A 19,788-nucleotide genomic window follows, 5' to 3' on the forward strand; every position below is an offset into this window, starting at 1 on the left:
GGGAGAGTGGGTGGATGCCGGTGGCCCGTGTTCAGGCGCTCTCGGTGGGTGCGAGAGCGCGCACGGCGGCGAACGACCCGCGGACGCGGTCGGCGACGGCATCCGGCGAGTCGGCGGCGAGTTTCCCGTCCAGGTGGAGGAACGCGAGGCCATGGGCGAGAGCCCACAGCGCGGTCGCGAGCGGTGCGGGGTCGGCGTCGGGGTAGACCTGGCGGAGCGTGTCCTCGAGGAGCACGTGGAGCGCTCCGGCGGCGAGGACGCGATCGTCGTCGCGTTTGTCGCACTCCTGACCGAACATCAGCCGGAACACCGCGCGATGCTCCAGCGCGAACCCCACGTACGCCACCGCGAACTCGGTCAGCTCGGCTTCAGTGGTCGCCAGCCGCCCTCCTGGGGAGAGCCGTTCACGGAGGTCGCGGAACCCGCGCACCGCGAGGGCTGATTCGAGGGCGTCTCGGTCGGCGAAGTGCCGGTACGGGGCGGATTGCGACACGTTCGCGCGGCGTGCGACGGCGCGCAGCGAGAAGGGCTCGCCTGCCTCGAGCATCCCGGTCGCGGCATCGAGCAGCGCCGTTCTCAGGTCACCATGATGGTAGGCGTCGCGGGTCGCTGCCGCGGATCGCTCCTCGTGCATGCTCACACCTCCAATGTGTTCACCGCTTACATTGGATGCTAGAGTGCTATGTATTCAGTGTCAACATCGAATCGAACGGACGACAGAGATGCAGACCATCCTCGGAGCGGGCGGCCAGATCGGAACGGAGCTGGCGCGCGAGCTGCACGATCACCACACGAACCGGCTGCGACTGGTCAGCCGCAACCCGAAGCGGCTGCATGACACCGATGAGTTGGTCGCGGCCAGCCTGCTGAACCCCGTCGAGACGGATGCCGCCGTCGCCGGCAGCGACATCGTCTACCTCACGGTCGGCCTGCCGCCTGACGCGAAGCTGTGGGCCGAGCAGCTGCCGGTGATGATGCGGAACACGATCGACGCGTGCGCGAGACACGGCGCGAAGCTCGTGTTCTTCGACAACACCTACATGTATCCGATGACCAGTGTGCCCCTCACCGAGAGCACCGGGTTCGACCCGCGCGGACCCAAGGCGAAGACCCGCGCACTGATGACCACGATGCTGCTCGAGGCCATGGCCGCTGGACGCGTCGAGGCTGTGATCTGCCGGGCTCCGGAGTTCTACGGACCGGGCAAGACCCAGAGCTTCACCAACAGCCTCTTCCTCGACCCGATCCAGAACGGCGAGAAGCCGCGCGTCCCGGTGCGCGACGACACCCTTCGCACCCTGATCTGGACCCCGGACGCCAGCCGCGGGATGGCCCTCATCGGCAACACCCCGTCGGCGTACGGGCAGACGTGGCACCTCCCCTGCGATACCGCCGTGACCTACAAGCAGCTCGCCGAGTTCGCCTCAGAAGTGTGGAGTACCGAGATCCGATACACGGTCATTCCGAAGATCGCTTTCCAGGTCGCCGGTCTGTTCGACGCCGGGGCGCGCGAGATTCGCGAGCTACTCCCGCGCTACGCGCACGACAACGTCTTTGTAACCGAGAAGTTCGCGCGCGCGTTCCCCGAGTTCCGGGTCACCACTGCGCACGAAGGCATCCAGGTGATCCACGACACCCACGCACCCACGCGTCCTGAACGTTGACAGGATCCGCCGTCCCTCCGCTCACCACGATATCGGCCGCACGCGATCTCCCGCTATCGCGCAATGCCCGCTACGGGATCCGAACTCGGCCGACTATCGACTGGTGTGTGGCGCGTCGATGACGTCCCATCGTGCTCGGGCCAGCGCTTGCGCTCCGACGTCTGCGGTATATCCGAGCTCTGCAGCCGCGTCCAGGACGGCGAGGCGATTGCTCTCTGGGACGGTTCTTCGCGAGCCATTTATGACCCGAGATGCGGTGGTGACGGAGACGCCGGCGGCCGACGCCACATCTCGCAGCGTCGGCCGACGGCCTGTTGAGTTCACGTCAGGCGACACGGCTCGCTCTGTCGAGGAGTTCGGATTCTGTTCCGGTACGGATCCGGTCGCCGCAGATCCGATGCAGGTTGCCCTCGTAGATCAGTTGGCGCTCCTCGTCGCTGATGTCAAGGTTGTCGATGATGCGGATCATCTCCCGGATGTACATCGGACCACCTTCAGGGTCAAAGGGGCAGTCACTCGCGAAGAGAACGTGTTCGGCGCCGAAGAACTCCAGGCCGCACTTGGTGCCGATCTCAGATCCTGACAGCGCGGTGTCGGCGTAGAAGGAACGGAAGTACTCGATCGGCTCCTTGCTGAGCTGGCCGAGAATGGCTTCTGCGGTGGACCCATGGGTTCGGCTGCCGAACTGGTCGGACCATCCGAGGCGGATGCGTCCTTCGAGGAACGAGATCATCGCGCCCATGTGGTGGGTGATCACCTTCAGGCCCGAGCACCGCTCCATCACTCCACTGAAAACGAGGCGTGACATGGCCACGCTGGTCTCGTAGGGCCAGCCGAGCGCCCACCACACTTCGAACTGCGACTTCTCCTCGGTCGGATAGTCCGCTGATGCCGCCGACCGTGTGGGGTGCATCCACACGGGCAGGTCGCGCCTGGCCATCTCGGCGAAGATCGGCTCGAATCGCGGGTCATCGAGCGGGATGCCGTTCACGTTGGTGAACACCTGAACCCCGATCGCTCCTAGCTCATCGATCGCGTAAGCGAGTTCTTCGAGCGATGCGTCCGGGTTATTCATCGGCAGCGAGGCGACGAACGCGGGGAACCGATCCGGGTACTGGTCGACGAGGTCCTTCATGGATTCGTTCGCGAGGCGGGCGAGCTTCCAGGATTCGTTGGGGCCTGCGAGGAGTTCGATGGGCGGGGAAGAGAGGGTGAGGATCTGCTGGTAGTCGTCGCCGAACTCGTCCATCATCAGCAGTCGCGCTTCGTGGTCGTGGAGCGCGGGGAGGTCGAGCCACCGCTTGAGGGCGCGGGGGTCGCTGACGTGATTCTTCATCACATCGAAGTAGCGGCGCGGGAGGATGTGGCTGAAGGCGTCGATCTTCATCGTGATTCCTTGCTGTTGGAGGGCACCCAGCTGGTCATGCGGTTGTCGACGAGTTGGACGAGGGCTACGGCGGCGAGGGCGACGACAATGATCACGAGGAGGATCGCGAGGACGGCGGCGCCGTCGAAGCTCTTGCCCGCCTGGGTGACGATGCGGCCGAGACCGGTGACGGCGATGAACATCTCGCCGTTGATCATTCCGGTGACCGCCCGCCCCATACCGAGGCGAATGCCGGCGAACATCATCGGCAGCGCGGCGGGGAGGATGACCCGTGTGACGAGCTGCCACTCGCTGGCCCCGTACGACCGCCCCATCTCGGACAGGCTCGGATTGACGTTCTCCACGGCCGAGGCGGTGTTGATAATCATGATGAATGCGGAGTACATGAAGATGACCGCGATGATCGCCGCTTGCCCCGCTCCGAAGATTGAGAAGAAGATCGGCGCGAACACCAGCGATGGTGCGGTCAGTAGCGCGTAGACGTAGATCCCGAGCGCCGCATTAACTCGCCGGTATCTTCCGATCGCGGTCCCGACGACGATGCCAGCGACGAGGGAGATCCCGAACCCAACGGCCAGGTTTCCGAGGGAGACGAGCAGGTTCCCGAAGATCATCCCGGAGACGATCATCTCCCAGAGTGTCGCGAGGACCTCGGTCAGCGGGGGGAAGAACGGGACGTCGGCGACACGTCCGATGATCTCCCACAGGATCGCTCCGATGCCGAGGGAGATCAGGCTGACGGGCACACGGTTCCAGCTGAGCCGTGGCTTGAGAGTGCCGACGACTGGATGGGTGCGGGTCTGGGTTTGGGTCATGGTGCTCATCCCGCATCCCTCTGGTCCAGATCGTGGGTCGTGGTGCGGCGCTCTTCGTGCATGTCACGCAGCCGCTCCCACAGGTGGGCCGTGATCTCCACGTACTCGGGGGCGCGTTCGAGGCTGCCGACATCCGAGGAGCGAGGCCGCTCCAACGGGACATCGACAATTTCCGCGATCTGACCGGGACGGGCGCTCATCAGCACAACGCGGTCACCGAGGAGGACGGCTTCTTCCATGGAGTGGGTGATGAACACGACCGTGAGGCGGTTCGATTCCCAGATCGCGAGGAGTTCCTCCTGCAGCAGTCGTCGGGTCTGCTCGTCGACGGCACCGAACGGTTCGTCCATGAGTAGCACCTTCGGCTCGACAGCGAGAGCGCGGGCAATACCGACACGCTGCTGCATGCCACCGGAAAGCTCGCCAGGACGCTTGGACTCGAACCCTTCCAAGCCAACCTTCGCGATCAGGTCACGGGCACGGTCGTTGCGGTCGTTCTTGGCGACGCCCTTCATCTTGAGTCCGAACGCGACGTTCTCAAGCACGGTCGCCCAGGGAAGAAGTGCGAAGTTCTGGAACACCATCGCCCGGTCAGGGCCGGGACCACGCACGGGTGACCCGTCGATGGTGATCTCGCCGCTATCCCAGCCCTGCAGGCCGGCGATCATCTTCAGCATGGTGGTCTTGCCACAGCCACTGGGGCCGAGAACGGTGAGGAACTCGTTGTCGTTGATGGTGAGGTCCACGCCGCCGAGGGCTCGGACGAGGGATCCGTCTTGTCCGACGAACGTCTTGGTGAGTCCGCTGATTTCGATCATGAGCGTGCGCTCCGCTTCTGGTTCTTGACTGCCCACGGTGCGACGCGACGTTCGAACCACTGGGCGAGGGAGATGAGGACGAGAGCCTCTATGAGGATGGCGGCGATGACCGCGTAAAGAGCCGGGCCATTGAACATGCCGCGGTACTCGAGGATGAGGCCGCCCAGGGCGAGCGACACCATGAGCAGTTCGACGATGACCATGCCGGTGACCGCCCGACCAAGGCCCAGCCGGATGCCGGTCATGATCGCCGGCAGCGCGCCAGGAATCAGCACGTCACGCCAGATCTGAGGCTCCTTCGCGCCGAATGATCGAGCCATCTGGATCAGACTCGGGTCGACCTGACGAACACCGGCACGCACGTTGACGATCACCATGACGACCGCGAACAGTGTGACCAGGATCACGCGGGACAGTAGCCCGAAGCCGACCGACATGACCAGCAGCGGGATGATCGCCGCCATCGGGGTGACCAACAGGATGTTCAGGTACACATCCGTGAACCGTTCCAGCGTCCGGTACCGGCCGAGGAGGACTCCCACCGGGATGCCGATGACGACGGCGGCGAGGAACCCGAGGGCGAGTGCCTGGTTGCTGACTACGAAGGCATCCCAGAACTCGGGGTTCACCATCAGCTCACCGAACGCGACGACAGTTTCGGTGAAGGTCGGAACCAGGAGCCCGCCCCAGAAGGTGCCGTAGATCTGCCACGCGACGGCGAACACCACGAAGGTGTAGATCTGCCAACTGCGGTTCGCGTCCAGGACCTGCAGCCACTTGGGCTTCTCAGCCGTGGGGGCAGGTCCCGCGGTCATGGTGCTCATGGCAGGAATGAGAGGTCGGCGACATCGTCGGCACTGAGGTCACCGATCACGGCGGCGTCGGTGAAGAAGTCGATCGTGGCTTGCATGTTCTCCGGCGTGAGCGCAGCGGCATCGAACAATCCGGCATCGACATAGGCCTGAGCGATCGCCTGCTGGGTGGCATCATCCTCGGCACCGAGGTGCTTGACGGCAAGTTCGACCAAGTATCCCGGGTCGTCGTTGATCTGCGCGTGGATGTCGATCAGTGCGTCGACGAATGCTTGGGCCGCCTCGGACGAGTTCTGTAGGAAGTCCGCGTTGGCGTACACGGTCTGCGGGTGCAGGTCGGGCAGCGCCTCGCCGAAGTCGACCACCTTCTCGAACTCGGCATCTGCGGTCTCTCCGAGAGTGACAACGTCCGCGATCTCCAACGCGGTCGCGTCAATCTGGCCCGTCAAGAGCGCTTGCGCGCGAACGTCGGAGCCGCCGATCACGAGGTACTCCGGCTCTCCCGCGGTGCACTCTTCCGCGACCCACTCGCGCACCATCGCGGTGGCGACAGCGCCTTCGCTGAAGATGCCGACCGGACGATCGACGAGGTCGTCGCATCGCTGCACCCCCTCCACGCCGTACACAGCCCACTGGTTGCCAATCACGTCCGCGATGATCCGGATCGGTGCGCCCTGCTCAATGGCGATCAACGCGGGGCTCGTCGCCTCAGCAGAGATGGCGTAATCACCCTTGGCGAGACCCTCAATCGCCAACTCCGGTTCCGCGAGCTCAACGATCTCCACCGTGTAGCCGTCAGCGTTCAGTTGGTCTACGGCTTCCATTAGGGGAACAGTGGTCAGGTCCGGCTCGATCAGGGCAACCGTGAACGAGTCGCCGTCGCCTGTCGCTGAAGCGCCCGCGCAGCCGGCGAGAACGGCGACCGCAGCCACCGGGATGGCGAGGCCCGCAATGATCCGTCGGGAACGATCCCGATCGTTCCCGACCTTGCGGCCGATGCCCTGAATGCTTGTGCTAACTGGCATCTCTGCCACTCCTCTCACTTCTTTGTGCAAGTGGTTGAAACCGTAGCGGGATCGATCCCGCTATGCAAGTCGGAAATCGTTTACCCCCGGCCGACTGCTTTCCCACCGCGAGATCTGAATGTGCGCCGGGGGCTAGATCGACGCCACTGAAGCGCGCTCGACGAGGTGCGGCTGCACCGCAGGTCGGTCGGTCGCTGCGGGCGAGAGCAGGAGGTCGAGCGCGTCGGCCGCGATCCGCGCGAAGTCGACCTTGACGCTCGTCAAGGGCACGGCCAGCCGCGCTGCGAGGGGCGTGTCATTGAACCCGACCACCGACAGTTGATCCGGAACGCTGACGCCCGCGCGCTGCGCCGCGGACATGACGCCGAGCGCGAGGCTGTCGTTCGCGGTGAACACCGCCGTCGGGACCTCCGCAAGCGCCAGCAAGCGATCCGTGATCTCGAGTCCGGCATCCACGCTGAAATCCGAATGGTGGATTGTGCCCGGACCGATAGAGACCCCCCACTCCTCCATTGCCGCACGGAACCCCGCCTCGCGCCCCTGCGAACTGGATGCATGAGCCGGGCCACCGATGAACGCGATGCGTCGATGACCGCGCTCCAATAGATGCCGAGTCGCCATCTCCCCACCAGCGCGATCATCAATCACCGCCGCCGGCGAACCACCGTCCGTTCGGAGGGCGAGAGCGTGCGGGATCGACTTCTCCTTCAACTCGAGGAGGAAGGGGTCAGCACCATCAGTTCGGGCCGTAGTAAGAATGAATCCGTCCACGCGCTGCTTCACAAGCGCCCGACCTCGATCGAGTTCCTTGCGAGGGTCATCACCAGTCGTGACCACAGCCGCCTGGTATCCCCGAGACGACGCATCTTCTACGATCGCCTCATACAGTGTCGCCATGACCGTGTCGGTAAGACGCGGGACCACAACACCGATCAAGCCCGTGCGCTGACGCCGCAGATTCGCAGCCCACGAGTTTGGAACGTACCCGTACTCCGCAGCCACCGCACGGACACGGTCTGCCTTCGCACCACCAACCGGCGCCGTCGCGTCCAACGCGCGCGACGCCGCCGAGCGACTCACCCCCGCCAACCGGGCAATGTCCGCCAGCGTCAGAGGGCGACCATCATCGCTCACCATCGATTACCTCCATCGGGATCGATCCCGATCGTATCGGCACCGATCGAGAATGTGCGCCGCCATTCGCATGGAACCGCACACATGCACGATCGGGTCCCTTCAGTGTGCAATGCCCGATGCGGGATCGGCACCGACTGACCCGCGTGCCGGGTCTCGCCTCGCGCACCCGCGACCGCGCCGCGCTGACGCGCTGTGGCCCTACTACTAGGCTTCCGCCATGTCGGACGAAGTGCGCAACGTGAACCAAGCCCTGTCGAAGATCACTGAGTACTGGCAACCGCATCGGCTCACGAGCGTGAACGACTACGACGTGAAGCTTGCGAAGATCAACGGTGAGTTCGTCTGGCACACGCATCCCGACACCGACGAGCTCTTCCTGGTGGTGAGCGGCAGGCTGACCGTCCAACTCCGGCATCGCGACGTCGTCCTCGGCCCGAACGACGTGTTCGTCGTACCGAAGGGCGTAGAGCACTGCCCGAAGTCGGATGCCGAGGTCGAGGTCATCATGATCGAACCGAAGGGAACCGTGAACACGGGGATGCCGGGGGAGACATGACTGCCGATCTGCGCGAGCTGAGCTGACGCCGCCACGAGGCTCCCCAACCGAACAGTGCCCGCAAAGGGATCGTGAAGCTTGGCAGCACTAAGGCGATGAGGTCTGCCTGCTCTCTGGACTCCACGCGGGGGCGGAGTCGATCGCTTGGGCGATGCGACCGCTGATCGCACCGAGCTGGCGCACCTGCTGCTCGGTGAGTGAGTTGAACACGAGCTTCTCGACAAGCGCATGGTGGGCCGGCGTCGAATGCCTCACTGCGTCGTGTCCGGCGTCGGTCAGCACGGCCAGGGTCACGCGTCCGTCGGTCGGGTCGACCTCGCGGCGGACCCACCCCTTCTTCTCCAGTCGGGAGATCGCGCGCGACAGCCGCGACAGCGTGCTGCTCGCGTAGCCGGCGAGCGTGCTCATCCGCAGCGTGCGCTCCGACGCGGTGTCGAGTGCGAACAACAGGCCGTGTTCGAAGTGCGTCAGCCCGCTGTCGCGCTGCAGCTGCGCATCGAGGGCTGCGGGCAGGCGCTCGAGGAGTGTCGCGACCGACGCCCACACCTCGAGATGGGCGGCGCTCAACTCGGACGCCTCGGAGGACTGCGGCATGACACGAGGCTATGCCAGGCCCATCAGCGGCCTCCACACCACGCCGACAAACTTGCTTGAGCAAGTGAAGTCCATTAGATTCACTTGCTTAGGAAAGTAAAATTGCTGCATGGAGCAGCCAAGGAGGAGAGTCGAATGGAACTTCAGCTGAGCGGCAAGACGGCGTTCGTGAGCGGATCGACCCAGGGGATCGGTTTCGCCATCGCGGCCGGTCTCGCCGCTGAAGGGGTTCGGGTCGTCGTGAACGGGAGGTCGTCGGATGGTGTCGATGTTGCGGTCGAGAAGCTGCGTGCCGAGTATCCGGATGCCGGCCACTCCGGGTTGTGCGCGGACTTCGCGAAGCCCGACGAGGTGGGCCGCCTGCTCGAGGAGCTGGGTGACGTGGACATCCTGGTCAACAACGTCGGGCTGTTCGGGCTCGCCGAGTTCGAGTCGGTCACCGACGACGAGTGGGCGCGCTACCTCGACGTCAACGTGATGAGCGGTGTGCGCCTCTCGCGCCACCTGCTCGGTGGCATGCTGCAGCGCGGGTGGGGGCGCGTGCTGTTCCTCGGCAGCGAATCCGGGGTGAACGTGCCGGCGGACATGGTGCACTACGGCGTGACAAAGGCGGCGATGATCGCGCTTGGCAACGGGCTCGCCAAGCTCACCCGCGGCACGGGTGTGACGGTCAACACCGTCCTGGGCGGGCCGACGTACTCGGACGGCGTCGCGGCGACCGTGGAGTCGATCGCCGGATCCCAGGGCGCTCCCGTCGACGCCGTCAAGCAGGCCATCATCGGCCAGAACCGCACGACCCTGCTGGAGCGGTTCATCTCGCCGTCCGAGATCGCGAACACGGTGACCTATCTCGCCAGCCCGCTGGCGTCTGCCACCAACGGAGCGGCCGTCCGCGTCGACGGTGGCGTGCTCACCGCGATGCTGTAACCGGCTGGGTTCGCCCGGCCGCGGCATCCGTCCCTGACGACCTCACGACGCCCGCGGCTCGACGATCGCGGCCACCGCCGCAACGACCGCCGCGCGATGCTGGGCGACCCGCTCCGGGTCGTCGGGGTCGGCGCCATCGGCGCTGAGGAGCCCGCGCGGGGTGACGGTCCCGGCCTGCGCGATCGCGTAGACGATGGCGAGCAGGTCGATCGCCCGACGCGCCCCGCCTGTCTCGGACGACACGGTGAGCGTCTTGGCCATATAGGCCTCCATCGGCTCGGCGGCGACCTCCGGGCGCTCCAGTTGCGCCCACAGGCTCACGCGAAGCGCTGTCGGGTCGGCGCGGTGATAGTCGAAGAGGCGCCCCGCCCACTCCGCGAGCATGCCGGGCGTGGGCGGGACGGCGGCAGCCATCCCCTCAACGGCTGCATGGACCGCCGCGTCGAACAGACCTGCCTTGTTCCCGAAGTAGGCATAGATCATCCGCACGTTGCTCTCGGACTGCGCGGCGATCCGTTCGACGCGGCCTCCGGCGAGCCCGACCGCGGCGAACTCCGCCATCGCCGCGCGCAGAATCCGCGCGCGGGTCGCCTCCGCGTCTCGATTCGACATCCGAGCCCTCGCATCCGCCGACTTGACCTGCACTTCGTCCTCGATCTACTTTAGAAGTAAATGAACACTTACTTACCCGGATGATCATGAACTCGACCATTGCCTCAGCCCTCGCCATCACCCCGGCCTCCAGCGCCCGCGAGCGCACCATCGACATCACCACGATCGGCGCGAAGACCGGCAGGGTGCGGCGCATCGAAGTGTGGTTCTACCGCGTCGAAGGCGAGATCTACTTGACGACATCGCCCGCGCGGCGCAGCTGGTACGCCAACCTGCTGCGTCACCCGGACTTCACGTTCCACCTCAAGCACGGCATCCGTGCCGACCTCGACGCGCACGCGACGCCCGTGCTCGACTCCGATGCGCGCACTCGCCTGTTCGCCGCGATCGTCGACGACCTCAATCAGCCCCGCAATCCCGCAGGCATCCCGCAGCCCGTCGAACCTCTCGAGGAGTGGGTCATGGGGAGCCCGCTCATGCACGTGACCTTCCCGAACGGAGAGAACGAATGACGGACCAGCCCACCGCCCTCGTCACCGGCGCCAACCGAGGCCTCGGGCAGAGCATCGCCCTCGCCCTCGGGCGAAGCGGTCATCGAGTCATCGCCGCGCACCGACCCGGCAGCGACGCGACCGAGACCGTACGCCTGTTGCAGGCAGAGCGCGTCAGCGCCCTTCCCTGGGCGATCGATGTGACGGATGCCGCGGGCCACCGCGACGCCGTCAGCTCGCTGCTCGCCATGCTCCACGCGGAATGGGCCATCGACCGCCTCGACGTCCTCGTCAACAACGCCGGGATCGGAGCCTTCGCGCCGATCGACGACGTCACGCCCGATTCCTTCGACGCGCTGCTCGCTACCAACCTGCGGGGGACCTTCTTCCTCACACAGGCGATGCTGCCGCTCCTCGAAGGCGGCGGTCACGTCATCAACATCAGCACCTCACTCACCCGCCACGTCAGCCCGGCGACCGCCGTCTACGCCGCGTCGAAGGCGGCTGTCGAGACGCTGTCCCGCAGCCTTGCCGTCGAACTGGGGCCGCGCGGCATCCGGGTGAACTCCGTCGCTCCTGGACCGACCGCCACTGACTTCAACGGCGGGGCGATGCGCGACGACACCGCGCTACGGGCCGAGCTCGCCGCTCACACCGCCCTCGGCCGCGTCGGCGACGCCTCCGAGATCGGTGATGCCGTGGCATCCCTCGCCTCCCCGGCAATGAGATGGGTCACCGGCGAACGCCTCGAAGTCTCCGGTGGCTCCTACCTCTAGGCGTCAAGAGACATCGCACGCCCCAGGCACCGCCGACAGCTCCCGCACCACGCCAGCGACAACGACCGCACCGGTCGAGCTGCGTCCCAGCGCCCGCTAGCGACGCCTATCGAACGTGCTGGGGCCCGCCCGCGAGGTACCGCTTTCGAGCGGTGCGCGCAAGCGGATCCTCGCCCTGCAGCGTCAGTCGCTGTTGTCGATGCTGCGACTGCCGTCGATATACGTCTGGATGTGTGGGGCGACGAGGGCGACGAGTTCGGTGTGTGGGATGCCGGTGAGGGCGGGGATCTCGAAGACGTTTCGGAGGATCGCGATGCCGAGGAGATTTGCGCCGGAGAGGGCGAGTCCGCGTGCGCGCGGGTCGGTGGGGTTTGGGAATGGGGCGTCGGCTCGGATCCGCGTGAAGAGTGCTTCGGCGAGCATCCGCTGTGCGCGGAGCGAGGTCATTGCGGAGCGGGCGAGCCCGACGAGGATGGGTCGGGTGGTTTCGTCGTCCCAGAGTTGCAGGTAGGCGTCGGCGAGTCGTTCGCCGATGGTGGACGGGTCGCCGTTGAGTGCCGTGGCGATGCGTTCGGGGATGGTCGTGCGTGCCCCCATGGTCTGGGCGAACAGGGTTTCCTTGTCGGCGAAGAAGTGCCGGATGAGGGCGGGGTCGACTCCGGCTTGGGATGCGATGGCGCGGACAGAGGTCTTCTCGTAGCCGTGCTGCGCGAACAGGTCACGGGCGGCGTCGAGGATCGCGTCGCGGGTGCCGCTGTTGCCCGCGCGGCGACCGGTGCTGCGCTTGTTCGACGCGGATCGGGTGCCCGTCACGTGTCGATTGTAATCCCGTTCCACCTATTTCCTCACTTGGGGACTTTGCTCTAGGCTCATGCCGCAAGCGGTCGGTGCCGGACGAGGAGATGACGGTTATGGGCGACGCGGTGATCCAGATCGAGCAGTTGACCAAGTCGTACGGGCGGTTCCAGGCGCTGAAAGGGCTCGATCTGACGGTTGAGAAGGGGCAGGTGCATGGGTTCCTGGGCCCGAACGGGGGCCGGGAAGTCGACCACGATTCGGGTGCTGCTCGGGCTTCTCCGTAGCGATGGGGGCACTGCGACGGTGCTCGGCAAGGACCCCTGGCGGGATGTCGTGGAACTGCACCGTCGGCTGGCGTACGTTCCCGGGGACGTGTCGTTGTGGCCGGGGATGACCGGCGGTGAGGCGATCGATCTGCTCGGCAGCCTGCGCGGCGGCTTGGATGAGGCCCGTCGGAAGGACCTGCTGGAGCGGTTCGAGCTCGACCCCACCAAACGAGGCCGGCAGTACTCGAAAGGGAACCGGCAGAAGGTCGCGATCGTCGCCGCGCTCGCATCCGATGTGGAGCTGCTGATCCTGGACGAGCCGACCAGCGGGTTGGACCCGCTGATGGAGAACGTGTTCCAAGAAGTCGTCGGTGAAGCGAAAGCCCGCGGTGCGAGTGTGCTGCTGTCCAGCCACATCATGTCCGAGGTGGAGACCCTCGCCGACCGGCTCTCCATCATCCGGGACGGGAAGATCGTGCAGACCGGCACCCTGACCGACCTGCAGAAGGGCTCCCGCACCACCATCCATGCGACCTTCACCCAGCCGGTGACCGACCACGCACTGCAGGGGTTGAAAGACGTGCACGTGGACGGCCCTCGGCTCACTGCGACGGTCGACACCGCCCTGGTGGGTGACGCGATGGGGCGGCTGACACCGTTCGGGATCACCGCCCTCACCGTCGAGCCGCCGTCGCTGGAGTCCCTGTTCCTCCGCCTGTACGAACCGGTCGCGGCGGACGAGAAGACGTCCTGATGGCTGCCACCGCTGTCGCGGACACCCCACCGCTGCTGCGCGCGAACGTCCGGTACGACGGACGGATGCTGGCGCCCTGGGCGTTGCTGACGACACTGCTGTCCGCCTCGTCGATGCTGTACCCGGTGATCTTCCCCACAGACGAGGACCGGGCCGCGTTCGCCACAGCGGTCGGCGCGAACCCGGCGATGGCGATCATCTTCGGCCCCGCGTTCGACCTGTCCACGGCTGACGGTTTCAACGCCTGGCGGGCCCTCGCCCTCGGCGGGCTGATCGCAGCCCTCGGGGTGATCTTCGCCGTCACCCGTGCCACCCGCGCCCAAGAGGACTCCGGACAGGCGGAACTCCTCGCCTCCGGCGTGATGGGACGCGCCACCCGGCTGATGGCCGCGGTCTGGATGTGCCTGGTCTTCGCGATCCTCCTCGGACTGATCACCGGTCTGGTCACGGTGCTGTTCGGCGGCGGCTGGAACGCGACGATGCTGTTGGCCGCGACGATGGCTGCGACCGCGTGGATGTTCACCGGAGTCGCCGCAGTCACCGCGCAACTCGGCGCCGACGCCCGCACCGCCAACTCGCTCGCCGTCGCCACCCTCGGCGTCCTGTTCATCGGCCGTGGCGTCAGTTACGCGCTCGAAGCGCCGGACTGGGTCATCTGGATCAACCCGCTCGGCTGGATGACCGAAACCAAACCCGCCGTCGACAACAACTGGTGGCCACTGCTGCTCGCCGTCGCCCTCACCGGCGTGCTGCTTGCCGTCGCCTTCCTCCTGCAGTCCCGCCGCGAGTTCGGTGCCGGGGCGATCGCACCCCGGCCCGGGCCACCCCGCGGAACGGCCCGCTCGACGTGGCGGCTCGCCGTCCGCATCAACCGCGGCCCGTTCATCTCCTGGACGATCGCCTTCATCGCCATCGGACTCGTGTTCGGCTACCTGGCCACCTCCGTCTCCGACATCTTCGCCAGCAACGAAGCACTCGCGGGCGCACTCGCCGCCGGCGCCGTCACGAGTGAAGACCTCGTCAACGCGTTCCTGGTCACCATCCTCAGCCTCGTCGGCATCCTCGCCTCCATCTCCGGCGTGCAGACCATCCTCAAAGTCCGCTCAGAAGAAGTCGAAGACCGCCTCGAACCCGTCATCGCCACCGCGACCGCACGACCCCGCTACTACGCCAGCAACGTCCTCATCGCCCTCGCAGCCCCCGCCCTCTACGTCCTCATCGCAGGGACCCTGATCGCCACGCTCGCGTCCGCGGCAGACATCGGCGTCGAATTCGGCGACGCCCTGATGCAGGCCGTCGTCACCATCCCCGCAGTCTGGACCGTCGTCGCCCTCGCCGTCGCCGTCGTCGGCGCCCGCCCCCAGGTCTCCCTCGCCGCGTGGCTCGGCGTGCTCGCCTCGTTTGCGCTCACCATCCTCGGCCCCACCTTCAACCTGTGGGACTGGGTCCTCGCCATCAGCCCGTTCTGGCACGTCCCCAACGTCACCGACCCCAACGCCGACTGGTGGGGACTCATCTGGATCAGCCTCGTCACCCTCGTCTTCCTCGCGATCGGGTTCGCCGGCTTCCGACGCCGTGACCTTGCCCGCCAATAGACACACGCACGCTCACCAATCCACACCGGACAACGCCAGCTAAGGGATCGGGCGCGTTCTGCGCACGGTCGATCAGAGATCAGCGCTTGGTGTTGCCTCCGAACGAGATCTCATTGCCATCAGGGTCGGTGTAGACGACTTTCCGCATGGCGCCTTCGTACTGCTCGACACGCGTCGGGTCGATGCCTCGGCCGGTGATCGCGTCGACTCGCTCGTCGAGGTCGTCGACCATCACCATGCTGAGCGAGCCGCCGGCTCTATCGGGGAGCACTTCGAAGTACACAAAGCAGTGCTCACCGACCTCCCACACGGCCTCGCGGTCGTTCGGATAGAAGCTCGGCTCGCTTCCGAGCAGCTGTCGATACCACTGCAACGCGGGCTGATAATCGGCGACCGGGAACCCGGCGAACAGATCCACCATCCCGCGATGGTACGCCCGGGGCACGCACGGGCCCAGCGCTCGCCCACCGCCCGAATGGGGATCGGGCAGGAGGAATGGTCCGGAGATGGGAGCGGCGCCGACGCGGGTGTGGACCTGGGGAGGCTGCGGGTCAGTTTCCTGCAGCGCGGCGCTGAGCAACCACTCCTGCAGCGATCCGTCCGATGAGCTCGTACGGAATCGGCTCGCGGTGCGGGAACACCACGGAGTCCTTCTCTCTGCGAAACGGGGCGACCTCTGGCTCAAGCACGGCCGGAAGCGTGGGAACGGGGTAGAGGCCGATGTGCTTCTTCCACGCGGCGAAGTGCAGCGCGTATCGCCCGCCGAGCATGATGGCCGGCATCCCGTACCGGATCTTCTCCTCTGGATCGGGAACTTCTGCCGCGATCGTCTCGCGGATCCGTTGGAGGCGTTTGGCAACCTCGGGATCGGCACATGCTGCGATGTAGGCGTCGATCGACTCTGGGGCCACCATGCGCGTCACCCTATCGCCGAAACAGACCCGCCGCCGGATCCTCTGGTGGGGTGGGCTATATTAGACACATGTCAAATACGTCGACGGGTGTGCGTCGTTCTCCGGAGCAGCGCCGTGCACAGATCGTCGACGTCGCGGCCGCGCACTTTTCTCGTGACGGGGTTGCAGGGGCGTCGATGAGCGCGATCGCCACAGAGGCGGGGATCACCAGGGCACTGGTGTATCACTACTTCCCCGGCAAGGAGCGCCTGCTGGAAGCGGTGCTGGAGCGTGAGGCGAACCGGGTATTGGTGGCGACCGCTCCGGATGCGGCACTGTCGCAGCGCTCGAACGTCGACCGGGCGCTGACCGCGTTCTTCGAACACTTCGCAGCGAGCTCGGGAGCGGTGCGGGAGCTGTACGCGCCGACCACGCCGGCGGGCACCTCCACCGCGGCGCGACTCGCGGCCACCAACCACCAGGTGCAGGCGCAGCGCCTCCTCGCCGCAACCGGCACGGCAGACACCGAGCAATCGCGGCTTGCGATGGGCGCATGGCTCGCGTTCGTGGAGTACATCGCCCGGCACGCCGCCGAGGCCCCCGCAACGCCCGCGCAAGGCCACATCGAGTTGTGTGTGGCCGCGCTGGAGAGCATCCTCGGTCGCCCACTGCTGACCACCTGAGCGGCGAGCCACCCGCTCGCCGTTCATCCATCCCACGAAGGAGAAGTCTGTGAAGATCGTCGTTCTGGGAGCTACCGGCAATGTCGGCTCCCGTTTCATCACCCAGGCCGTCCATGCCGGCCACCAGGTCGTGGCATTCGCGCGCACCCCGGAAGCAGTCGCGGTGCAGCCCGGCGTCACGACCGCGAAGGGTGCAGCAGAGGACACGGCGGCGCTCACCACTGCAGCGCAGGACGCGGACGCGCTGCTGGTGTCGATCACCGGCTCCCTGAGAGACCGGGACTTCATGCAGCGCACCCTGCCGAAGATCATCGACGCCGCGAAGACCGCCGGTGTCGCCCGCGTCGTGCTCGTCTCGGCCTTCGGCGCCGGCGACACCGCGCAGAAGGCATCCGGATCCGCACGACTGATCTACCGCACCGCGCTGCGCGGATTCCTCGCCGACAAAGCCGCCGCCGACCAGCTCCTGCAGGCCTCGGGTCTGGACTGGACGATCGTCTACCCGGTCAACCTCAAAGACGCACCCGCCCTCCCCGAGACCGCAATACAGCCGCTGACCGGTGTCGGCAGCGTCCCAGGCCTGCCGACTCTTCCGTTCGACAACGTCGCCACCGCGCTGGTCGGCATCATCACAGACCCGGCCACCACGCGCCAGCGACTGCTCATCACCACACCCAAGGGCTGGAAACCCTTGCGCTGAGGAGACGGCACGCGCTAGGGCGACCATCGCGCGCCCCTCATGTGGCTCTCCGATCCGACCCAGGCAACACGAGCGTATCGATCGGCTCCCGCCGAGCCGGCGAGTCGGGCCTGTCCGGCTCATCGCCGCAACGGGCAGTGCGGGTGAACGGATCGGCGCTGTGCGATCCGGTGTCGGTAGGGTTGCCGGATGCCTGAACTGCATCATTCTCGGCTGCGCGAGATCGACGCTGAAACGCTGTATCGCATGATGTGGCTTCGAGTCACCGTGTTCGTCGTCGAGCAGGCTGCCGCCTACGCCGAACTCGACGGCCGCGATCTCGAGAAGGAGACCGAGCACTTCTGGGTGTCCGATGACGAGGCGAGCGAGGTGCTCGCTACGCTTCGGCTACTGGACGACGGCGATGCCGCGCGTATCGGACGTGTCGCGACCGCGCCGTCGGCACGCGGCGCCGGGCTGGCAGCCGAGCTCATGCGCCGCGCGATCGCCAGGTCGACGGAGAAGTGGCCGGGCAGGCCGATCCACCTCGACGCACAGATGCACCTCGCCTCCTGGTACGGGCGGTTCGGATTTGAGGTCTCGGGTCCGCAGTTCGAAGAGGATGAGATTCCGCACGTCCCGATGGCCCGCGCGCCTGGTCCCGTGTGAGGTCTGACCGGCAGGCTCGAGCCGAACTAACTCCGGCTCCCTCACCACGCACGGCACGCAACGCCCTCACACCGCGCACCGCCCGATTGGGGATCCAGTCTGGCGAATGGATACACGGTTCTCTTAATTCAGAGAGGCGTGTACCGTTGCTCCCGTGACTGCGACGCTGACGCACGCCCACGCGCTGGCCAGGTTCGGGTATGCGGTGTCCGATCCGACCAGGGTCGGCATCCTGCTCGCTCTTCGTGATGCGCCGGCGTATCCATCTGACCTCGCCGACACGCTGGGCGTGTCCCGTCAGGTGATGTCGAACCAGCTCGCGTGTTTGCGTGGTTGCGGGCTCGTCGAAGCGACCCCGGACGGGCGCAGGTCGTCGTACCGTCTCGCTGACCCGCACCTGGTGGCCGCGTTGAACGAGCTGCTGCAGGTCGTTCTGCTCGTCGACCCGACCTGCTGCGACAGCGACACCTGCAGGTGCGCATGACCACCGAGGCCCTGAGCATCAAACGCGCGGCGACGCTGCGGCGCCGCATCCGCTGGATCGTCACCGGGACGATCGCCTACAACGTCATCGAGGCGATCGTCGCGATCACCGCCGGCACGATCGCATCGTCCGGAGCGCTCGTCGCGTTCGGTCTGGACTCCACCATCGAGGTGCTCTCCGCAGCTGCGGTCGCGTGGCAGTTCTCCCGCCGCGACCCCGAACGGTGGGAGCGGCCCACGCTCCGCGTCATCGCCGTCGCGTTCTTCGCCCTCGCCGCGTACGTCACCGCATCGTCAGCCATCACGCTCCTCACTCAGGTCGAGGTGGAACACAGCCCACTCGGGATCGCGATCACCGCGCTGAGCGTGCTCGTCATGCCGTTCCTGTCCTACGCGGAACGACGCGCCGGGCGTGAGCTCGGCTCCGTGACCGCCGTCGCGGACTCCAAACAGACATTGATCTGCACCTACCTCTCTGCCGCGGTCCTCGGAGGGCTCGTCCTGAACAGCCTGTTCGGCTGGTGGTGGGCAGACAGCGTCGCCGGCTTCGTGATCGCCGCATTCGCCATCCGTGAAGGCATCGAGGCCTGGCGCGGCGACGCCTGCGCCACCTCAATCGGGATGCTCATCGAAGACGACACCAACGACGCGGGCGAGCACCAGCACCACTGAGCGGCACCGCCGCCCAACTCCCGGGGGGATCCTGGCCCGGTCTACTCGTGCGATGGGGGCGGCGTCCCGAGGTCGCGCACGAGGTATGCCCAGGGGAACCAGCGCCACGCGAGCATCCAGCCCTCCTCCTCATCGCGCCGCGACAGCCCGCGCCAGATGAGCCGCTTGTGCTCCCACTGGGTGTCGGTACGCACCATGCGGTGACGGAACATGCCCCCGTCGACGGTGCGCCAGCCGGCGCGCCCGGCCAGCTCCAGCTCCAGCATCTCGTCGAACGCGGTGACGGGACCCAGCCAGCGATACTCCGATGGCACAGCCTCGCCGGTGGTGTCGGGATCGGCCGCGTCCGACCTGCTGGCATCACCGAATCGCTGCTGCGCCGCCTGGCGGGTCATCCCGAGTTCGGCGCCGATCGCCGCCCAGCTCACGCCGCCGGCGCGCGCCGACTCCACGGCCTGCCGCAAGATTCCCCGCACCTCGAGTTCGGCCTCCGCGCTGGTACGAATGAGGGCGAGGTGGTCCTCGGCGCGGACGTCACCGTCGATGCCCGCAGCATCCAGGATCGCGACGCGTACGACGTCGCCGACGCCCGAGAGCCCGTCTTCAGGACCTTCCGGGGCCGTCGCGCCCGTCATTCCGCGTCCCGCTCGTCAGCGCCGTCTCGGCTCGGGAGCCACATTCC

Annotated in this window: 25 protein-coding genes and 1 pseudogene; 12 read left to right on the forward strand and 14 right to left on the reverse strand. The window is 66.6% G+C overall.

Annotated features, from left to right (window positions below; genetic code table 11):
- Window positions 1-31 precede the first annotated feature (31 nt).
- Window positions 32-634, reverse strand: a complete 603-nt coding sequence (locus JOD63_RS13420; protein ID WP_045274740.1) for a TetR/AcrR family transcriptional regulator — start codon at window positions 632-634, stop codon at window positions 32-34.
- An 88-nt stretch (window positions 635-722) separates the two neighbouring features.
- On the opposite strand from JOD63_RS13420, the gene JOD63_RS13425 reads away from it, so the two are divergent.
- Entirely contained in the window at window positions 723-1,664 is a 942-nt protein-coding gene (locus JOD63_RS13425; RefSeq protein WP_045274705.1) for an NAD-dependent epimerase/dehydratase family protein, read from the forward strand.
- A 93-nt stretch (window positions 1,665-1,757) separates the two neighbouring features.
- Here the strand turns inward: JOD63_RS13425 and JOD63_RS13430 are convergent, their stop codons facing one another.
- The 7 genes from JOD63_RS13430 to JOD63_RS13460 all read right to left on the reverse strand — a co-directional run bounded on the left by JOD63_RS13430 (window position 1,758) and on the right by JOD63_RS13460 (window position 7,658).
- Window positions 1,758-2,000: a LacI family DNA-binding transcriptional regulator gene (locus JOD63_RS13430; protein WP_084613380.1), complete on the reverse strand. Its 243-nt coding sequence runs from the start codon at window positions 1,998-2,000 to the stop codon at window positions 1,758-1,760.
- Entirely contained in the window at window positions 1,990-3,051 is a 1,062-nt protein-coding gene (locus JOD63_RS13435; RefSeq protein ID WP_045274704.1) for an amidohydrolase family protein, read from the reverse strand. The genes JOD63_RS13430 and JOD63_RS13435 overlap by 11 nt, the downstream gene beginning before the upstream one ends.
- Window positions 3,048-3,875 carry an ABC transporter permease gene (locus JOD63_RS13440; protein WP_211088121.1) on the reverse strand — a complete coding sequence of 276 codons (828 nt, stop codon included), beginning with the start codon at window positions 3,873-3,875 and terminating at the stop codon, window positions 3,048-3,050. Before JOD63_RS13440 ends, JOD63_RS13435 begins: the two co-directional genes overlap by 4 nt.
- Window positions 3,872-4,720, reverse strand: a complete 849-nt coding sequence (locus JOD63_RS13445; protein WP_211088122.1) for an ABC transporter ATP-binding protein — start codon at window positions 4,718-4,720, stop codon at window positions 3,872-3,874. The genes JOD63_RS13440 and JOD63_RS13445 overlap by 4 nt, the downstream gene beginning before the upstream one ends.
- Window positions 4,681-5,508, reverse strand: coding sequence for an ABC transporter permease (locus JOD63_RS13450; protein ID WP_211088123.1), 828 nt, complete (start codon window positions 5,506-5,508; stop codon window positions 4,681-4,683). Before JOD63_RS13450 ends, JOD63_RS13445 begins: the two co-directional genes overlap by 40 nt.
- Complete coding sequence (locus JOD63_RS13455) at window positions 5,505-6,521, reverse strand: ABC transporter substrate-binding protein (RefSeq protein WP_084613379.1); 1,017 nt, start codon at window positions 6,519-6,521, stop codon at window positions 5,505-5,507. Before JOD63_RS13455 ends, JOD63_RS13450 begins: the two co-directional genes overlap by 4 nt.
- 132 nt (window positions 6,522-6,653) lie before the next feature.
- On the reverse strand, window positions 6,654-7,658 hold the full coding sequence (locus JOD63_RS13460) for a LacI family DNA-binding transcriptional regulator (protein ID WP_045274702.1): 1,005 nt from the start codon (window positions 7,656-7,658) through the stop codon (window positions 6,654-6,656).
- A gap of 217 nt (window positions 7,659-7,875) precedes the next feature.
- Between JOD63_RS13460 and JOD63_RS13465 the strand changes: the two genes are divergently transcribed.
- The gene (locus JOD63_RS13465; RefSeq protein WP_245243939.1) at window positions 7,876-8,214 is read left to right on the forward strand and encodes a cupin domain-containing protein; all 339 of its coding nucleotides are present in this window, start codon (window positions 7,876-7,878) and stop codon (window positions 8,212-8,214) included.
- 87 nt (window positions 8,215-8,301) lie between these two features.
- Here JOD63_RS13465 and JOD63_RS13470 read toward each other — a convergent pair whose 3' ends face one another.
- On the reverse strand, window positions 8,302-8,808 hold the full coding sequence (locus tag JOD63_RS13470) for a MarR family winged helix-turn-helix transcriptional regulator (protein WP_045274701.1): 507 nt from the start codon (window positions 8,806-8,808) through the stop codon (window positions 8,302-8,304).
- A 135-nt stretch (window positions 8,809-8,943) separates the two neighbouring features.
- On the opposite strand from JOD63_RS13470, the gene JOD63_RS13475 reads away from it, so the two are divergent.
- Window positions 8,944-9,735: an SDR family NAD(P)-dependent oxidoreductase gene (locus tag JOD63_RS13475; protein WP_045274700.1), complete on the forward strand. Its 792-nt coding sequence runs from the start codon at window positions 8,944-8,946 to the stop codon at window positions 9,733-9,735.
- Window positions 9,736-9,777: 42 nt separating this feature from the next.
- On the opposite strand, the gene JOD63_RS13480 is transcribed toward JOD63_RS13475, so the two are convergent.
- Complete coding sequence (locus JOD63_RS13480) at window positions 9,778-10,347, reverse strand: TetR/AcrR family transcriptional regulator (protein ID WP_045274699.1); 570 nt, start codon at window positions 10,345-10,347, stop codon at window positions 9,778-9,780.
- A gap of 86 nt (window positions 10,348-10,433) precedes the next feature.
- On the opposite strand from JOD63_RS13480, the gene JOD63_RS13485 reads away from it, so the two are divergent.
- Complete coding sequence (locus tag JOD63_RS13485; protein ID WP_045274736.1) at window positions 10,434-10,859, forward strand: nitroreductase/quinone reductase family protein; 426 nt, start codon at window positions 10,434-10,436, stop codon at window positions 10,857-10,859.
- Window positions 10,856-11,614, forward strand: a complete 759-nt coding sequence (locus JOD63_RS13490; protein WP_045274698.1) for an SDR family NAD(P)-dependent oxidoreductase — start codon at window positions 10,856-10,858, stop codon at window positions 11,612-11,614. Before JOD63_RS13485 ends, JOD63_RS13490 begins: the two co-directional genes overlap by 4 nt.
- Before the next feature lie 183 nt (window positions 11,615-11,797).
- On the opposite strand, the gene JOD63_RS13495 is transcribed toward JOD63_RS13490, so the two are convergent.
- The gene (locus tag JOD63_RS13495; RefSeq protein WP_045274697.1) at window positions 11,798-12,427 is read right to left on the reverse strand and encodes a TetR/AcrR family transcriptional regulator; all 630 of its coding nucleotides are present in this window, start codon (window positions 12,425-12,427) and stop codon (window positions 11,798-11,800) included.
- A gap of 98 nt (window positions 12,428-12,525) precedes the next feature.
- Between JOD63_RS13495 and JOD63_RS13500 the strand changes: the two are divergent.
- Together JOD63_RS13500 and JOD63_RS13505 are read left to right on the forward strand one after the other, a co-directional pair.
- Window positions 12,526-13,432 (forward strand): annotated as a pseudogene (locus JOD63_RS13500) (ABC transporter ATP-binding protein).
- Window positions 13,432-15,027: an ABC transporter permease gene (locus tag JOD63_RS13505; protein WP_045274696.1), complete on the forward strand. Its 1,596-nt coding sequence runs from the start codon at window positions 13,432-13,434 to the stop codon at window positions 15,025-15,027. The pseudogene JOD63_RS13500 and the gene JOD63_RS13505 overlap by 1 nt, the downstream one beginning before the upstream one ends.
- Before the next feature lie 79 nt (window positions 15,028-15,106).
- On the opposite strand, the gene JOD63_RS13510 is transcribed toward JOD63_RS13505, so the two are convergent.
- Together JOD63_RS13510 and JOD63_RS13515 are read right to left on the reverse strand one after the other, a co-directional pair.
- Entirely contained in the window at window positions 15,107-15,448 is a 342-nt protein-coding gene (locus JOD63_RS13510) for a VOC family protein (protein ID WP_045274695.1), read from the reverse strand.
- 130 nt (window positions 15,449-15,578) lie between these two features.
- Window positions 15,579-15,941: an iron chaperone gene (locus JOD63_RS13515; protein ID WP_045274735.1), complete on the reverse strand. Its 363-nt coding sequence runs from the start codon at window positions 15,939-15,941 to the stop codon at window positions 15,579-15,581.
- Between the two features lie 176 nt (window positions 15,942-16,117).
- Between JOD63_RS13515 and JOD63_RS13520 the strand changes: the two genes are divergently transcribed.
- The 5 genes from JOD63_RS13520 to JOD63_RS13540 all read left to right on the forward strand — a co-directional run bounded on the left by JOD63_RS13520 (window position 16,118) and on the right by JOD63_RS13540 (window position 19,106).
- A complete protein-coding gene (locus tag JOD63_RS13520) occupies window positions 16,118-16,603 on the forward strand; it encodes a TetR/AcrR family transcriptional regulator (protein ID WP_052682395.1) in 486 nt (161 codons plus the stop codon).
- A 49-nt stretch (window positions 16,604-16,652) separates the two neighbouring features.
- On the forward strand, window positions 16,653-17,303 hold the full coding sequence (locus JOD63_RS13525; protein ID WP_045274694.1) for an NAD(P)-dependent oxidoreductase: 651 nt from the start codon (window positions 16,653-16,655) through the stop codon (window positions 17,301-17,303).
- A gap of 189 nt (window positions 17,304-17,492) precedes the next feature.
- Entirely contained in the window at window positions 17,493-17,951 is a 459-nt protein-coding gene (locus JOD63_RS13530) for a GNAT family N-acetyltransferase (protein ID WP_045274693.1), read from the forward strand.
- Window positions 17,952-18,105: 154 nt separating this feature from the next.
- Entirely contained in the window at window positions 18,106-18,435 is a 330-nt protein-coding gene (locus JOD63_RS13535; RefSeq protein WP_045274692.1) for an ArsR/SmtB family transcription factor, read from the forward strand.
- Window positions 18,432-19,106 (forward strand): cation diffusion facilitator family transporter, encoded by a 675-nt coding sequence (locus JOD63_RS13540; RefSeq protein ID WP_045274691.1) that lies wholly within the window; start codon window positions 18,432-18,434, stop codon window positions 19,104-19,106. The genes JOD63_RS13535 and JOD63_RS13540 overlap by 4 nt, the downstream gene beginning before the upstream one ends.
- Window positions 19,107-19,147: 41 nt before the next feature.
- On the opposite strand, the gene JOD63_RS13545 is transcribed toward JOD63_RS13540, so the two are convergent.
- Complete coding sequence (locus JOD63_RS13545; RefSeq protein WP_052682393.1) at window positions 19,148-19,741, reverse strand: hypothetical protein; 594 nt, start codon at window positions 19,739-19,741, stop codon at window positions 19,148-19,150.
- Window positions 19,742-19,788 lie beyond the last annotated feature (47 nt).

This window comes from Microbacterium terrae, assembly GCF_017831975.1.
GTDB classification, from domain to species: Bacteria; Actinomycetota; Actinomycetes; order Actinomycetales; family Microbacteriaceae; genus Microbacterium; species Microbacterium terrae.

Bases quoted from the DNA above. Each gene is read 5' to 3' on its own strand.
- JOD63_RS13475 (WP_045274700.1), top strand. From the start codon at position 8,944: ATGGAACTTCAGCTGAGCGGCAAGACGGCGTTCGTGAGCGGATCGACC.
- JOD63_RS13455 (WP_084613379.1), bottom strand. From the start codon at position 6,521: ATGCCAGTTAGCACAAGCATTCAGGGCATCGGCCGCAAGGTCGGGAAC.
- JOD63_RS13450 (WP_211088123.1), bottom strand. From the start codon at position 5,508: ATGAGCACCATGACCGCGGGACCTGCCCCCACGGCTGAGAAGCCCAAG.
- JOD63_RS13435 (WP_045274704.1), bottom strand. From the start codon at position 3,051: ATGAAGATCGACGCCTTCAGCCACATCCTCCCGCGCCGCTACTTCGAT.
- JOD63_RS13520 (WP_052682395.1), top strand. From the start codon at position 16,118: ATGAGCGCGATCGCCACAGAGGCGGGGATCACCAGGGCACTGGTGTAT.
- JOD63_RS13530 (WP_045274693.1), top strand. From the start codon at position 17,493: ATGCCTGAACTGCATCATTCTCGGCTGCGCGAGATCGACGCTGAAACG.
- JOD63_RS13540 (WP_045274691.1), top strand. From the start codon at position 18,432: ATGACCACCGAGGCCCTGAGCATCAAACGCGCGGCGACGCTGCGGCGC.
- JOD63_RS13485 (WP_045274736.1), top strand. From the start codon at position 10,434: ATGAACTCGACCATTGCCTCAGCCCTCGCCATCACCCCGGCCTCCAGC.
- JOD63_RS13470 (WP_045274701.1), bottom strand. From the start codon at position 8,808: ATGCCGCAGTCCTCCGAGGCGTCCGAGTTGAGCGCCGCCCATCTCGAG.
- JOD63_RS13515 (WP_045274735.1), bottom strand. From the start codon at position 15,941: ATGGTGGCCCCAGAGTCGATCGACGCCTACATCGCAGCATGTGCCGAT.
- JOD63_RS13490 (WP_045274698.1), top strand. From the start codon at position 10,856: ATGACGGACCAGCCCACCGCCCTCGTCACCGGCGCCAACCGAGGCCTC.
- JOD63_RS13465 (WP_245243939.1), top strand. From the start codon at position 7,876: ATGTCGGACGAAGTGCGCAACGTGAACCAAGCCCTGTCGAAGATCACT.
- JOD63_RS13420 (WP_045274740.1), bottom strand. From the start codon at position 634: ATGCACGAGGAGCGATCCGCGGCAGCGACCCGCGACGCCTACCATCAT.
- JOD63_RS13440 (WP_211088121.1), bottom strand. From the start codon at position 3,875: ATGAGCACCATGACCCAAACCCAGACCCGCACCCATCCAGTCGTCGGC.
- JOD63_RS13510 (WP_045274695.1), bottom strand. From the start codon at position 15,448: ATGGTGGATCTGTTCGCCGGGTTCCCGGTCGCCGATTATCAGCCCGCG.
- JOD63_RS13480 (WP_045274699.1), bottom strand. From the start codon at position 10,347: ATGTCGAATCGAGACGCGGAGGCGACCCGCGCGCGGATTCTGCGCGCG.
- JOD63_RS13505 (WP_045274696.1), top strand. From the start codon at position 13,432: ATGGCTGCCACCGCTGTCGCGGACACCCCACCGCTGCTGCGCGCGAAC.
- JOD63_RS13425 (WP_045274705.1), top strand. From the start codon at position 723: ATGCAGACCATCCTCGGAGCGGGCGGCCAGATCGGAACGGAGCTGGCG.
- JOD63_RS13545 (WP_052682393.1), bottom strand. From the start codon at position 19,741: ATGACGGGCGCGACGGCCCCGGAAGGTCCTGAAGACGGGCTCTCGGGC.
- JOD63_RS13460 (WP_045274702.1), bottom strand. From the start codon at position 7,658: ATGGTGAGCGATGATGGTCGCCCTCTGACGCTGGCGGACATTGCCCGG.